Below are 15,702 nucleotides of genomic sequence, written 5' to 3'. Positions count from 1 at the left end.
TTTCTCTCCTCCTCTCTTACTTAAGTTTGTCTCTGTTTTCTGCCATTTTCTCAGATTTTATTTTTTCAATTGCATCCCATTTATTTGATTTTAAGAATGCTTTGTAGTCTTCTAAAGATTTGTCAAAGGCTTTATCATCTTTCGCACGAATCATTGAAATAACGGTTGTATTTAGTTTGGTTTCAATCGCTTCATTCGCACGAGCTTCCGGCGTTCCTGCATCTGGATTAATATTTTCAATTACGAAATGTGGGACCAATTTTCCTTTGCCCCATTCTTGCATTTGCGTTAAAGCACTTTCCATTGGCACTTTTAGTTTATTAACACGGTCATTGTTAAAGTATAGGAAACGACTAATGCCATATTTTTTGTTGTAGGCATCATTGTCTGTTTGTTCTAATTTTTTCACTTCTGGTAAATAATCAATTTTTCCTTGATCATTGTACGCATAAGTAACTCCTTCAACGCCATATTTTGTTAAAATTTGTCCCGGTTCATCAATTAAATATGTGAATAGTTGAGTGACTTTCGCTGGATCTTTCGCATCTTTCGTAATGTAATTACTTAACCAACCTGAAATGCCGGTTTGATTTAATGTTGGTTTTCGGCCAGAAGTGCTACTTGGTCCATCAATGGCTATATAACGTGTGCCAGATTTTTTCATAAATTCTGTAAAGTTCCCACCTTGACCACTGGTTCCAGCAACGAGCATGGTTGCATAATTTCCTTGTTTCACTTTTTCATCAAACGTCGCCCCATCATCTGTGAAGCTATCATCACTAATATTGCCTGCTCGGTAAACATCATTAAATGTTTTTAACCATTCTAAGTATTCTTTATCTAAATTTCGATCATAGTATTTACCATTTTTATCCTCTAAAGGAACACCTAAGAAGTCTTGTAATTTGTCTAAAAATGGTCCTGCACCATCGCCCACTGTGGTGAAGCCCATTGGGGTCATCTCAGGATATTTTTCTTTAATCTGTTGCATGACTTTTTCAAAATTTTCTGGTGTTGAAACGTCTGGCTTGCCTAATGCATTATAGACATCTTCACGAATAACAAAATTATCATTTACTGGGATATTTCCACTTTCATAATCCGCTTTTGTATTAGAGTAATTAGGATAACCATATGTTTTTCCATCCTCTAAGGCATACCATTTAAACGTATCTTGGTTAACAACTTTCATTAAATAGGGGTCATATTTTTTAGCTAAATCGTTTAAAGAATAGGCCCAAGAATCTGCTTTCAATGCTGCTTGTCCAGTTTTTTCAGTTAATGTCACGATATCAGGCATATCTCCACTTGAAATCATGGCATTTAATTTTGAATCATCGCCGGAAATAAATTCAATATCCACATTTAAATCTTTTTTAATCTGCGCAGTGGTCACATCTTTTCCAAAAGGCAATGCCGTCCAATCTGAGTTAATATACCATTTAATCTTGGTCGGTTCTTTCTTCTTATCTAACTTCCAAGCAGGCGTCTTTTCATCTAATTCATACCGATCCTTAATTGAGACATCTGAGCTAGCTTTCTTTTCCCCACCGCTACAGGCCGCTAAACTAACGACCGCCGTTGCCACCAATAAACCGCCTAAAACTTTTTTCATATTGTTCCCTACTTTCTTTATTCTTTTACTGCACCGGCCATCATACCGCCGATAAAGTGTTTTTGTAGTAATGGATAAATGATTAAAATTGGTATCGTTGTAATGACAATTGTTGCCAGCTGAACACCACGTGTCGTTGCCTGCACCACCATATCTGTACTGCCGCTCTCTGTCATGGTACTCAAGTTTGATTGAACAATAATTTCATAAATTTTCATCTGCAATGGATACAGATATTCTTTGGTAATATATAATTTTGTGGTCATAAAGTCATTCCATTGACCAACCCCATTAAATAAAATGATGGTGGCTAATGCCGGTTTTGTTAAAGGTAAAAAGATTTTATAAAAAATTTGAAACTCACTGGCGCCGTCTATTTTGGCGGATTCTTCTAAAGATGGTGGAATTTCTCGGAAAAAGTTCATTAAGATAACTACATCATAATAGCTAAATAAAGCTGGAATGATATATACCCAGAAGGTATCTAAGAGTCCTAATGACTTAATCAAAAGATACGTGGGAATCATGCCCCCACCAAAGTACATTGTAATGACACCCATCGTTGTATAAATGTTACGACCGACTAGTCTAGATTTACTAAGTCCATAGGCGACAATCGCACAGAACAGTGTATGCGTCGACGCACCAATAACTGTTTTTAAAACAGAAATCAAAAACGCTCGCGGAATGCTACTATCCGAAAAAACTTTCCGATAATTTTCTAGCGTAAATCCTTTCGGCCATAAAACCAAGCCTTTACCGGCTAAACCCGAACTTGACGAAACTGAGGAAACTAAAATATTCCAAATTGGCACGATAATTAATAAAGAAAACAACACAAGAATTAACGTATTGAAAAAGTAAAACCATTTGTTTTCTTTTGATTTTCTTTTAATCACAGCTGTTGCCTCCTTTATAAAATAACCGACCGACCATTGTTCATTTTTCTAGTAATGCGATCTGTAATGACTAATAAAACAATTGAAATAACAGAAATCCCTAAACCAACTGCCGTCGCATAAGAAAAGTCCCCTTGCGTTAGCCCCATACGATAAACAAATGAATTAATTACTTCTGATTTGTTTTGGTTTTGAGCATTCATTAAAACCAACGTTTGATCTAAGTTCGATCCCAATAAACCGCTAACATTTAGAATTAAGTTCAACGAAATAATCGGCGCTAATAAGGGCAAAGTAATCGTTCGGATTTGTGTTAATTTTGAAGCACCATCAATTCTCGCCGCTTCATAAAACGTTGGATCAATACGAGACATGCCAGCAAGATAGAGAATCGTGCCCCAACCTACTTCTTTCCACAAATCAGAAAGAACAGCAATCCACCAATACTTATCAGGATCTAACAAATGATTGACGCCCTGATTCATTAAGCCTAACGACATCATGACTTGGTTGATAAAGCCATTTGTTGAAAGCCACGAAATCAACATCCCACCTAAAACGATCCAAGAAAAAAAGTGCGGAATATAAGAAATCGTCTGAATCACTTTTTTCAAATGTCCATCTCTCATTTCAAAAATCATTACCGCTAAGATAATCGGAATAGCGAATCCTAAAAAAAGTTTCATTAAACTAATCGCTAAGGTATTACGAACTGCTTCCCAAAAAAAACTATCTTCCATAATGATTCGAAAATTTTCAAGTCCAACCCATGGTGCAGAAGAAACCGTATCAACAATCGTATAATTTTTAAAAGCAATGATAATTCCATAAATTGGAATGTAGTTAAAGACAATCATGAATGCTACACCCGGAAGTACCATCCAATGCAATTGCCGCTGATCATAAAACTTTTTTAGTTTTTTCATAAGCAGGGTTCCTTTCTTTTTAGTGAAACGTTTCTACAAACAGATTATACATTCACTTCAAACGGTTGTAAACCCTTACATTATGGTTTTGTTTAAAAATAACAGCATTAAAAAGCGCTATAGACCATTTATAAAGAAATTATTTTCCCTGCTTCTTTTTCCATAAAAATACTCTTTTCTAGATATTTTAAAGCATTTTATAGAAACGTTTCACCAAAATATGAACATCTTTTTCTTAAAAATAATTCTGTTAAATAACAGAAAAAAGTCTGGTCGGATTGACCAGACTTTTTAAATATAGATAGTAAAATGTGTAATTTCAGGGATCACCCCAAAACGGGCATGAATGGCGGTCGTTCCTAAGCCTGTATTAACATATAGTTGTGTTTCTTGGTCCAACTGATACAATCCTCTGGTATATTTTTCTGCTAAAACATTTGTGATTGGATAAAAAGGAATCCAAATTTGTCCACCATGGCTATGTCCTGCTAAAACTAACTGTGTACCCGTACCAACAAATGCATCCGCGACATCTGGTTCATGGGTCATTAATAACGCATAGTCATACGTTTCTCGATAGGATAATGTTTCTGAAACGGAAGGATTTCCTAATAACGAGTCATCTAAACCACCAATAAAAAGACGGCGTCCATCTGCTAAGGTTACTGTTTCTCCTTGGTTTTTCATAACGGTAAAGCCACTGGCCTCCATGACTTCATCATACACCACAGAAGCACCGCCACCATAATCATGATTTCCCCAAACTGCATATTTTCCAATTGTCGCTTGCAACTGTTTTAATTTTTCAATCATCGGTTCTTTTTGTTGCGGATTTTTGGCATAATTGTCAAATAAATCACCTGTAAAAACGATAATATCTGGTTTTTCACGATTGACTTTTTTTATGACTTTATCTAACCGCTTCGTCTCATAAAATTCTGAAACTTGTATATCCGAAAGTTGAACAACATTCAATGGTTCTCGTTGATTTTTCTTTCCCAAAGTCACCTGATTAACGTGAACTAAATTCGGCTCAATCTTCCACGCATAGATTGGGAGTGCGATAATTAAGAAAAAAAATAAGAGCATTATACTTAAACCAATTTTTTTAACCACATCACTCGCTCCTTTCTTTTCTTTGATTTCCGAAAACTTAGTATAGAGAAAAATCTTCTTAACCACAATCTAAAACAAAGGAAATTAAGGCTTTGTTAAACAACCTAAAGAATTTCCACAATCTCTTATCCTTTTCTTAGCTTTTTTATAAAAAAAAGCTAGATAATTTCATCTGTCGATGAAATTATCTAGCTAGAACATTCTTCTCTTAATGATGATGTTTTCGAAACGTTTGATAACCAATTAAGCAAAATAAAATCCCCAATAAAATCATTCCAGTTACTGAAAATAAGCCTGCTAACATCTTTCGCATCCTCTCTGTTGCTAAACTTCCTTATTTGTAGTCACTATTTCTTGTTTTAAAATTGGTTGAAATAGACGACGTTCTGCTAATTTTCTTGCTAAAATTGCTTCACTTTTTTCCGTAAAGATACCTAAGTTATGGCGCTTGCCTTTCAAAGAGATATAAGCCAGCCATTTCCCAGAAGCGGTCTGGCTCACTCCTTTGTGTCCGCTGCTATTATTTTTAGGGCGTTTACTTTGCAACTTCCCTGGAATTACGCCAGCAACTCTTTGTCGGTAATCCTTCTTTTTACGATGACCACAACTTTTGGTATGACCATTCAACAAATTTTCACAGCGAACCCAGCAAGATTGTCCGCACGAACACAGACAATACGCTTTCATTGTCTGATGAATACTTTCGATCCGTACCACGACTAATTCATGATAGTTTTTTTTCAACATTGTTTGATAGCGATGGTGCGCACATTTGGTTCGATATCCACGAATTAGTTGTCTTCTTGAAGCTTCTGTATAGCTCCCACAAGAACAGCGACAGGCCCAAACAATTAGCCCTTCTTTTCTTTTTGCCGTTGGTGCTACTACTGTCAACTCACCAAACTTTTGACCAGTTAAGTCTTTATAGTTACCTGCTTGTCTCAATTGACTATCCTTCGTATTCTTGTTCTCGCCACATCTCGATTGGGTTTCTCTCATAGTGCTCATTTTTCTGAGTCTCTCCCTTTCTTAGTTCTCTGACCACCTCAGCAAATACTTGCCAATCTTTTGTTTCCGGCAAATGACGCCATGTCAATTGACGACACCGTACTTTCGAACTATAAAAATCGGACAAATACAAATCGGTTTCTAAGGTTAATTTGTGATCAATCATGACATCCATATAATTGAAAGAAGCAATAATTTTTGCAATAAAGCGGTTATAATCCTCCCCACCAGAAAAATCAACAAATACATGAATCGTTTTTTCAATTGCGCAAAAAGACCGATCATTTAACAAACAAAACATAAAATCATAATATAGATGCACACGTTCATACATTAAAAATCGTTTTTGATGCAGCGACTCTGTCTTTTGTATAAAACCATCTAAGGCGCGATGAATTTGAGGAAACCGCTCTTCAAAGAAACTGCTCTGCTTGGCGGGAATAAATGCAGCCACCGAAAAGTATAGGCGGTCCCAGCGATAACAAATCAACTTTAATTTTTCTTTTGTTTCCACCGTAATTCGCTTTTCAAAGAAAGGAATAACACTATTCATATGATCAATAAATTCGTCTAACATGGTTAACTTATCTGGAAAAACAATCGGACTATCAATGTATTCATTTAAACTTAAAAAAAGAAAAATATATGAAGTCTCTTTGCCAAAATCCTCTTTAAAAAGAGGTGTTTCACTTGTATAAATTTTTTCAAACGCATGCTGTAAACAGCTAGGCACATGAACTTCCGTAAAAGAGTCCACTACATGATCAGAAAACACACGAAAACGTTGGATCGTTAAAAGAATAAATAGTTGTGCGCTTTGATTAAGACTAAACGTTTTTTGATACATCAGTTGTAGATCGTTTATAAATCGTTTAATGCTAGGACTATTTTCCAGCAAAATGTTAGGCAGCCTTTCTTGATTACTTCCATAAAAATAATACAAGCATTGAAAACAAAAACTTCGGATATTTTTCTCTTCTCCAACCAAGCCTGTTGACTTTAATTTAATACGCCAATTAGCTAAAATCAGATTTAGTTTATACGAGAAGGCATAAATTTTGCTTTTGCTCATAAAATGGATTTGAGAAAATTCTTGAATCGTGTGCTTTTGATAGAGGCCCACATCAAGAAGCAACTTGGCCATTAGTGATTGATCAAAATAATATTTTCTTAAGGCTTGGTAATCAATTTGCGATAATTTTTGCGCACTAATCAGTCCTTTAGCTGGAAAAAGAATTTGACTCCTTGAAGAAATCTGTGTACATTCATAATTTATTTGACGGCACAACGATTCTAACTTTTGAGTGGATAAATCAAAATATCCATAAAATTCTTCTTTTAATAATGGACCTTCACTATTCATAAAAGTTTGATAAATAAGTAATTTATCTCGGAATTCTTGGTCTAATAATTCATCTAACAAAGTAGTCACATTTTCAACTCCAAACTATCACGCCTTAAGTATCTATTTTTTTAACAAGACGTGAGTGTCAATCTTGCTTATTTTTTCCACAAATTTAAAAATGATTCTTTCAATATTTAGGAATCTTCATAGAAAAGTATTATTTTAACCAAAAAAAGCCCCCTTGCGTCACCAAGGAGGCTTTTTTTGTTATTTTTTTACTTTAAATTTAAAGAAAAGCTGATTTGCTTGACTAATTTTCTGTTTCTTTTCTAGCCTATTCGTCAAAAATGATTGAAACTTTTGGTTCGTCTTCTATACTATCTTCCTATAAAGTTCTTACTCTTTTAAGTATCAGCTTCTGTCAATAAAAGTCCTCATTTGGCATTGCTAATCTGAATACAGTATGACTACTTGTTGCCGCTATTTTTTGCTGTTATTTTACTCTTTAATTGAAGCGCTAGAAACGCTGTCAATTGTTGGCTTTTCGGTCGCTGACTCTTCTTCATGGACTGATGCACTTGAGACACTATCTGCCGTTTCTGGCGCTTCTTTTTTGGAGGCACCACTGACTGCATCGACGTTTTTTCCACCGACTAATTCTTGCCCAGTTTGTTTTAAATACCAATCAACAATTGGTTTAAAGTCTAAAATATACTCATTAATTCCCGCGTAATTTCCATTATCATCATACATCGCTTGATAGTTATGCACTACATAGGTATCTGGTCCGTGCATTGGAACATGAACGCGAATAGCATCTGTTTTTCCTGACCGTAATTGTTGAATCACCCATTCTACATTTTTCAATGCTTTTGGCGGATGGCAATTCGCTAATGGATTACCAACTTGTCCTGGTTGCCGTTTAGCAAACATTTCTTCAGCAGCCATTTTTTTATTGTAATATAAAAATTGATTGTTACTGTCTGCATAAGTCAATTCCATTGGCATTGATTTTAAGAAATAATTTAGCTGATCTACGGTTAAAATGCCTCGATCTAATTTTACGTATGTGTCGCCTTCCACAGCCTGAACCGCTTCTGCTGCTTGTTCTACCCAATCATCTGCTGCCATATCAACCCCTTCGATCGTTGTTTCAATGGTTCCTTTTGCATGTAAATCTTCAGGTAAGTCTTTTGGCTTAGCCCCTTCTAATTTTGAAATCACATCAATGAATTCCACGAATTTTTGTAATGTGCTTTCTAAAAATTGACGTGTTCCCTCCGCAATTAAGTTACCGTTTTCATCAAATGCTTCTTTAGCTTTTCCTAATAAAAACTCGTTTCCAGGCATCACGATTGCATTGACACCAGGTGCATCAAGAATTTGACGGAGATGTAATTGCGCACGTGAGGTTCCTTGATCATAATAAGAGCAACCAACAATCATTACTGGTTTATTTTCCAGCGGATGAATTTTGAAAGATAACCATTCTAACACACTTTTCAAACCGGCAGGAATGGTATGGTTATGTTCGGGCGTCGCAATAATTACGCCGTCTGCTTGTAAAATTTTGCGATTCATATTCTGAATCAAGACACTGTTCGTTTGATCCTTACTTTGATTAAACATTGGAATATCTTTAATTTCTAAAATTTCCAAGTCGAACATTTTATAAAACTCTTTGCCAATATATTGCAGTAGTAACCGATTATAAGAAGAATCAGCGTTTGATCCGACGATCCCAATTAATTTCATTTTATTCACTCCATTTCGTTAAATCGTTTCCCATGAGAAATTTTCTGCTTCTTTTTTATTTTGCGCATGCGCATGTTTCAGCTGTTCTGTAATTTCAATAAATACACAAAAATCTGCAAACAAACCAGCTAGTTTATCTATTTGTTCTGAATCTTTTAACGCATTGTTTTCATCAAAAGCTTGTAAGGAATGCGCTAATAGAAATTCAGAGCTTGGCATAATTCGTGCTTTCAATTCAGGAGCATCTAAAATTTGACGCAGATGCGCTTGTGCTCTAGAGGAACCTAACGTGCCATAGGATGCACCAGTAATCATAACTGGTTTATCAACAAACGGAAAAATCCCGTAAGATAACCAACTTAGGGCATTCATCAAAGAAGCCGGCACCGCATGGTCATATTCAGGCGTACTGATAATGACGCCATCTGCTGCTTCAATTTTTTCAGCAACCGTTTTAACTATTTCTGGCAAAACTTTGTCTTCTGGCTTGTTAAACATAGGAAAGTCAACAATTTCAACTAGTTCAATGTCAGCCTCCTGCGCAAAATAGTGTTGCATAAATTGCAAAAGTTGACGATTGGTTGATTGCTCTGAGTTCGTTCCTACTAAGCCGATAATTTTTTTCATAATGAGCTGTCCTTTCTTTTTCGGTTCTATGAATGGATAATGTGAAGAGTATCTGCTAACCCTCTGCTATATAAAATTTGCTGGTCTTGTGTAATGATGACTCCTTCAATTCCATCTAGTTGATTGAGGATTTCAAGCGCTGCTGGAATTGGATAACCAAATAAACGCGTTGTCCAAATCTCACCATCCACTGAAGCATCCGAGATAATTGTGAGGCTGGCCATTTCAGTTTCCAATGGGTAACCGGTTGTCGGATCCAACAAATGGTGATAGACTCGCCCAGCTTCGGTTAAACTTCTTTCATAAATACCCGACGTCACAACCGATTGATTAGCCACTTCGACAAGTAAGCTGATTGTTTCTCTGGATTCTTGCGGATTGCGAATACCAATTCGCCATTTTTTGTTTTGATGCGTAGAGGGCCCCAACGTCACAATATTGCCGCCCAGATTAATCAAAGCAGACGTCACATGGACTTCTTTCAAATAGACAATTAGTAAATCAGCGATATAGCCTTTTGCTAAAGCCCCCAGATCTAATTTCATTCCTTCTTCTTCCAAAAAAACCGTTTGTTTTAAGGGATTTAAGTGAATCTTTTCTGGATTAATTTTTTTCAAACAGGCTTTAATCTCCTTTTCTGACGGGACACGGGCATCTTTAAAACCGATTCGCCACGTTTGAACTAACGGGCCAATGGTAACATTCAAATGACTAGCTGGATCACAACTATGTTTTTTCCCTAATGCAATTAATTGATACAACTCTGGATGAACGCTGACTGGTTTTTGCCCAGCTTGTTGATTGACAGCCATCAGTTCCGAAGTTGAATCATTTGCACTAAAGCGTTGTTCATAAGTGATCAATCGTTGATGCACTTCTTCTAGAATTTTTTCAGGTTCTTCATGGTCTACAAATACATCTATTACTGTGCCCATCAAATAAATAGTTTGACTTTGTTGCACCTCAAGACTTCCTCTCCACGAAAGATTGTGTTTTATTTCACATTTATTCACAAATGAATCATACGCCTTTATTTGATGCCAGTCAAGTCGTTTATATATTTTTTTATATAAAATAACGACCTTAAAATTTTCATTTAAGGTCGTAACGTGTCTTGAACTCTTTTAAAAAACGCTTTTTTTATTATATTTTGAAAATAAATATATAATTTTCTATATAAACTAATTCCCCTTAGATAAAATTGTTTCTTTCAATGTTTGAATTGCTTCCAACAAGATGCGATTTTTATTGATTTTTGCATACGCGCGGGCATCTTGTAGTAGTTCTAAAATTTGCTCTTGCGGCTTTTCTTCAGCTAAGGCATTTTTCGCAAGCTGGAAAGCTGCTCTTGCCAAGTAATACGTGACGTGATTATCAGAACAGATGGAAATCGCATACTCTAACAAAGCATCACTTGTTTCTAAATCGCCTTTTTCTGCATAAAAAACACCACAGTGAAAGACAACATTTAATACTCGCCAAGTATCTTCCATTGATTGAATAGTATAAAGATAAATTTCCTTGAAGACCTTATTGAAATAAAATTCGGCTTTCTCAATTTCGCCTTCTTTGGCATAGGCCATGCCAATTCCAGTAAAAGCTAACAAACGGTAAATATCGCTCGTGTATTTTTGCTCTTCAAACAGAAGTTTTTCAAAGGTAAATAAGCAATCCATCAACGAAGCATTTTGAAAAATCATGACAAAGCCTTGTAAATAATAATATTCTAATAACAATTGGGAATCTTTGATTTCATCAAAAGGAATATTTTTTAAAATTGTTTGTAATTGGTCATGTTCGCTGGTAATCAAGAAGAATTCTGCTTCTTCCATTTTTTCAAGAATTTCAGGTTGTTTAATCCCTACGCGCGGGAAGAGTTCCCCCAAAGGTAGCTCTAAACGATTACATAGTTGGATCAATATTTTTAAAGTTGGGACTTGACCATTCTTTTCAAAGCGACTAACCGTAACTTGCGTACAAATCCCTTTAGCTAATTCACTTTGCGACAAACCACGTGCTTTGCGTTTTTCTATAAACCGTTGTATATTCATTGCTTTTCCTCTCATTCTCATCTTCTCAAACTTACTATAATACAACTTACCTTAAAAATATATATAGAAAAAGAAAAATGTTTATAACAAAAAAGAACACAGACAACTCTTTCATTAAAAGTTTGTCTGCGCTCTATTAGAACCTGAATCACTAAACGTCAATTCAGCGTTATTTAATCAATCCGATACGTCCTACTTGCTTTGTTTAGAGAGCAGCTCTTTTTTTAGCTTCTTTCACAAACGTATTCATGGCCTGATACAATTTTTCCTTGATTTCTTTGAGATTAGCTTGTTGTAATTCTTTATTGGCAACTAACTGTTGACCGTTCACCCAAACAGCTTCAACATTGCTAGCATTTGCTGAATAAACCAACGCTGAATAGGCATCAAAAATCGGAAACATATTAACTGATTGCGTTTCAATTAATGTTATATCCGCTTTTTTGCCCACTTCCAATGAGCCGACTTGCTCCGCCAAGCCTAACGTTTTAGCGCCCCCCATCGTTGCCAGATAAACAATTTCTTTCGTAGGAAACAAGGAGCGATCTTGGTGTGCTGTCTTATGAAAATTCGCAACCATACGCATTTGGGTGAATAAATCTAATGTATTCCCACTACTAGGTCCATCCGTGCCTAAACCGACAATAATCCCTTGATCAAGCATTTGCTTAATCGGCGCTACGCCTTTGGCTGATTTAGTATTCGCACCGATACAATGAGCGACACGCGCTTTTCCATTAGTAGCAGCTAAACTCGCAAGATCTTCATCTGTTGCCAAAATACAATGCGCTAAAATAAACGGCTCGCTCAAATAACCCAGTTCTTCTAAGAAAGCAATTGGTGTTTTTTGATAGGCTTTTTCAAACTCAGCCATTTCATAAGTCATTTCAGCAACGTGCATGGTCACAGGAACTTGGTATCGCCGACTAAGTTCAATAATTTTTGCCAACACTTCTGGTGAGTTGGTATTCGGTGCATGCGGCGCAAGCATAGGCGTAATCAACGGATGGCCTTGCCACTTGCGAATAAAGGTTTCCGCGTAAAAAAGACCGCCTGAAGGCTCCGGACTATCACAAGTGGGCATATCAATGATCGTCTCTCCGAGCAAAGCACGAACACTCATTTTTTCACAACTTTTAGCAATTTCATCTTCAAAATAATACATATCACAAAAGCTCGTAATACCACTCAGTAACATTTCAGCAATTGCATAATCACTACTGCATCCTACTAATTCTTTTGTCATGAATTGTTCTAATGGAAAAAGAAAACGCCGGAGTCGATCTGGCACATCGTCTCCTAACGAACGAAACGGAATCATGCCTACATGGGTATGGGTGTTAATCATCCCAGGCATTAAAATTCCATTTTGGCCATCGATTACTTGATTTGCAGCAATTTGTTTTTCATCAAGTGTGGTCATTGGTGCTAATGCAACAATTGTGTCTTCTTCAATCACTAAATAGCCGGATTTGATTTCTGAAAATTGCTCATCCATTGTTAGTATATGCACATTTTTAATGAGTGTTTTCATACAAAAAGACTCCATCCTCTGGAAAAACTAACGGATAGAAACGTTGTGACTTCGTATCCATCATCCCAAAATCTGTCACTTTAATGGCTGGCGAGACAGGCAATGATAGTGTAGAAAAGGACATGATTTCATTCATATTTTGATAGCCTAACGCTTGCATAGCTTGTCGGACTTTTTGTAAAGAAGCGCCTAATTGTTCAATCGGTGCTTGCGATAAAATCCCACCAATTGGTAAAGGACAAGTTGCCATCACTTGCTGATCCGAAACAACCAAATAGCCGCCTTGCATCGCTAATAATTCATTCTGCGCTAATAAAATATCCTCAATCGTATTACCCATCACCATTAAATTATGATGATCATGGGCCCAGGTTGTCGCAATGGCTCCTTTCTCGGAAAGGGGTTGATCCATTAAAGAAAAAGAAATATTGCCATTTTTTCCGTAACGTTCCATCACAATTAATAAGGCACAGTTGGCTTTTTGCCATTGCAACAATCCATTTTCAACAGGAATTTCTTTTGTAATTCGCTCTGTAAATGTGCCAATTTCTTGTTTTTGAATCACATTACAACGAACTGTTTCTTTTGTTGTAGCCACCTTTAAAAGTAGATCTTCTTCTGTTAACTTTTTACATTGGATGGTTTGTTGATAAGTGGCTGGAAACTCTTCGATTTTTTCTGGATAATGGAAGGGCTCGCCTTTTTCAAAAACGACCTTTCCAGATTTATAAACCGTATTAATATCAAAACTTTCTAAGTCATTTAATAACAAAAAGTCAGCTTTTTTACCAGGTGCAATTTCGCCACGATCATGGAGACCCATTCGTTTGGCCGGCGTATAAGTTGCCATATAAATGGCTTTTTCGATAGGCAACCCTGCATGAACAGCTTTTTTGACATTTTCATTTAGATGACCTTTTAGCAAATCATCAGCCATCACGTCATCCGTGATAATACTTGCATAATTGTAGAAGTCATTGTCTACTATCACCTGAATGTTTTCAGGAGTGATTGATTTATTTTGAAATTGAATAAAGACACCCGCTTCAATTTTTTCTTTTAACGTTTTAGGAAATTGATGGGTATGATCTGAAGTGATACCACTATATAGAAAATCTGCTAACTCTTGATCTTCGATTTTAGGACAGTGGCCTTCTAAAGGCATGGTTGGTCGTTGTTTTTGACACAAATCGATAATTTGACGAATTAAAGAATCTGGCTCATAGGAAATCCCTTTAAAATTCATGGCTTCCCCTAAACAAATCACTTTTGGCTCTTTGAGTAATTCTGCTACTTCTGCTAAGCCGATAATCCCACCAGTTGTTTCTAATTCGGGAGTGGTCGAAGGAACCGAGGAAGGAATTGCGTGAAAGATATCTAGTTCTGTTTCAGCAGCCATAAAAACTTTTAAGCCTTCTAAGCCAAATACGTTAGCCATTTCATGGGCATCGGCAATCACCGTTGTCACACCGTAACGCACTACTGCTTTGGAAAAAATAGTAGGTGTCGTCATGGAACTTTCAATATGCATGTGTGCATCAATTAAGCCGGGAATCATCCATTGATTCTCGGCATTAATTGTTTTTTTGGGCTGCAAATTGACGTTCTCTTCTTCATAAATGTAATAAAATTTATCATTTTTAATCGCAACATTTCGCTGAACGAATGTTTGAGTGACTGTTTGATACAGCCACACATTTTTTAGTAGTACATCGACGTTCATTTTGTCCCTCTTTTCTAAAACTATTGATTCATCGTCCGGTTCCATTGATCAATCCAATCCGCTAGTTGACTATTAATAAAATTAAAATCGACTGTTTTGGCACGTTCGGCAATGGCACCATATGTTTTATTTTTCGCTTCTTTTTCGCTTAGCGTTACTTGTTGATTTGTAGGTCCTTCATTTAATGAAATCGCTTTGGCCTTTTGTGATTCTTCACTAATCCGTGTGTTAACAAATTTAAAGGCGGTTTCTTTGTTTTGTGCTTTTTTAGGAATATTGACTGTATTATAGTTGGCATACGTGCCGCTTTCTGGGACGACATACGTCACGTTTTCTGCTGCGCCTTGAATAATATCAACCGCAAAATCAGCAACCACAGCTGCTTCAATTTCACCAGATTGGAACATATTAGCTAAGTCTGACGATTTTGAATACGTTTTAACAACGTTTGGTTTTAATTCTTTCATCGCTTCAAAAGCGGCCTTCCCGTTATCTTTTGTAATATCTTGACCAGCATGTTCACTAGCAACGTATAACATTAAAGGACCTGCCGTCGTGGCAACGTCTGGAACAGAAATTTTACCTTTCAAATCAGCTGACCATAAGTCATCCCAGTTCTTAATTTCTTTGCCTAATTTTTCTTTGTTGTAAACAATCCCGATACTGTTTACAGCGATTGGTACGCCAGCACCACTTTCAAAAACCTCTTTTGCTCCTGGTGTTAACTGACTTAAATTAGGTACTTCTTTTTCTGTAATTTTTTCAAATAACCCTTCTTTTCCACCTTGTGCAGCATTTGCTTGTGCTAATTCAATGACATCAATTCCCGCATTGGGATTATTTTTTAATTTCGTAAAGCGGTCTGCGCTATTGCCTACTTCTAAGGTAACTTTCGCTTCATTCTCTTTTTCAAACGGAGTGATAATATCTTTTTTGACAATATCTTCACTTAATCCGAAAGTTGAAACGACTAAAGCATTACTTCCACCTTTGCTCTCGCTTTTCGTAGTTGCTTCGCTGTTTCCACAAGCAGTCATTAATAACGTTGCAGCGACTAATGTCCCTAAAATTACGCGTTTTTTCATTTTTAAATCTTCCTCCAA

The 15,702-nt window shown here is 36.4% G+C and carries 13 protein-coding genes; all 13 read right to left on the bottom strand.

Annotated features, from left to right (window positions below; genetic code table 11):
- Positions 1-16: 16 nt before the first annotated feature.
- Positions 17-1,615 (bottom strand): ABC transporter substrate-binding protein, encoded by a 1,599-nt coding sequence (locus tag IGL07_RS05800; protein WP_002357899.1) that lies wholly within the window; start codon positions 1,613-1,615, stop codon positions 17-19.
- Between the two features lie 17 nt (positions 1,616-1,632).
- Positions 1,633-2,514, bottom strand: coding sequence for a carbohydrate ABC transporter permease (locus IGL07_RS05795; protein ID WP_002357901.1), 882 nt, complete (start codon positions 2,512-2,514; stop codon positions 1,633-1,635).
- Positions 2,515-2,528: 14 nt separating this feature from the next.
- Positions 2,529-3,440, bottom strand: a complete 912-nt coding sequence (locus tag IGL07_RS05790) for an ABC transporter permease (RefSeq protein ID WP_002382199.1) — start codon at positions 3,438-3,440, stop codon at positions 2,529-2,531.
- 291 nt (positions 3,441-3,731) lie between these two features.
- Positions 3,732-4,622: a metallophosphoesterase gene (locus IGL07_RS05785; RefSeq protein WP_025187330.1), complete on the bottom strand. Its 891-nt coding sequence runs from the start codon at positions 4,620-4,622 to the stop codon at positions 3,732-3,734.
- A 258-nt stretch (positions 4,623-4,880) separates the two neighbouring features.
- The gene (locus IGL07_RS05780; RefSeq protein ID WP_029655997.1) at positions 4,881-5,555 is read right to left on the bottom strand and encodes an AP2 domain-containing protein; all 675 of its coding nucleotides are present in this window, start codon (positions 5,553-5,555) and stop codon (positions 4,881-4,883) included.
- Complete coding sequence (locus tag IGL07_RS05775; protein WP_010817207.1) at positions 5,506-6,996, bottom strand: helix-turn-helix domain-containing protein; 1,491 nt, start codon at positions 6,994-6,996, stop codon at positions 5,506-5,508. Before IGL07_RS05775 ends, IGL07_RS05780 begins: the two co-directional genes overlap by 50 nt.
- 411 nt (positions 6,997-7,407) lie before the next feature.
- Positions 7,408-8,664: an NADPH-dependent oxidoreductase gene (locus IGL07_RS05770; protein WP_010817206.1), complete on the bottom strand. Its 1,257-nt coding sequence runs from the start codon at positions 8,662-8,664 to the stop codon at positions 7,408-7,410.
- Between the two features lie 18 nt (positions 8,665-8,682).
- Positions 8,683-9,291: an NADPH-dependent FMN reductase gene (locus IGL07_RS05765; RefSeq protein ID WP_002357907.1), complete on the bottom strand. Its 609-nt coding sequence runs from the start codon at positions 9,289-9,291 to the stop codon at positions 8,683-8,685.
- Between the two features lie 26 nt (positions 9,292-9,317).
- The gene (locus IGL07_RS05760; RefSeq protein WP_010817205.1) at positions 9,318-10,253 is read right to left on the bottom strand and encodes an FAD:protein FMN transferase; all 936 of its coding nucleotides are present in this window, start codon (positions 10,251-10,253) and stop codon (positions 9,318-9,320) included.
- 219 nt (positions 10,254-10,472) lie between these two features.
- On the bottom strand, positions 10,473-11,363 hold the full coding sequence (locus tag IGL07_RS05755; RefSeq protein ID WP_002399965.1) for a helix-turn-helix domain-containing protein: 891 nt from the start codon (positions 11,361-11,363) through the stop codon (positions 10,473-10,475).
- Positions 11,364-11,547: 184 nt separating this feature from the next.
- Entirely contained in the window at positions 11,548-12,876 is a 1,329-nt protein-coding gene (locus tag IGL07_RS05750) for an amidohydrolase (protein WP_438747271.1), read from the bottom strand.
- Positions 12,860-14,644: an adenine deaminase gene (locus IGL07_RS05745; protein ID WP_025189513.1), complete on the bottom strand. Its 1,785-nt coding sequence runs from the start codon at positions 14,642-14,644 to the stop codon at positions 12,860-12,862. Before IGL07_RS05745 ends, IGL07_RS05750 begins: the two co-directional genes overlap by 17 nt.
- Positions 14,620-15,684 carry an ABC transporter substrate-binding protein gene (locus tag IGL07_RS05740; RefSeq protein ID WP_104879654.1) on the bottom strand — a complete coding sequence of 355 codons (1,065 nt, stop codon included), beginning with the start codon at positions 15,682-15,684 and terminating at the stop codon, positions 14,620-14,622. The genes IGL07_RS05745 and IGL07_RS05740 overlap by 25 nt, the downstream gene beginning before the upstream one ends.
- Positions 15,685-15,702 lie beyond the last annotated feature (18 nt).

The sequence above is a fragment of the Enterococcus sp. DIV1368f genome, from assembly GCF_051712245.1.
GTDB lineage: Bacteria > Bacillota > Bacilli > Lactobacillales > Enterococcaceae > Enterococcus > Enterococcus faecalis.
This window is presented reverse-complemented; position numbering and strand designations above follow the sequence as displayed.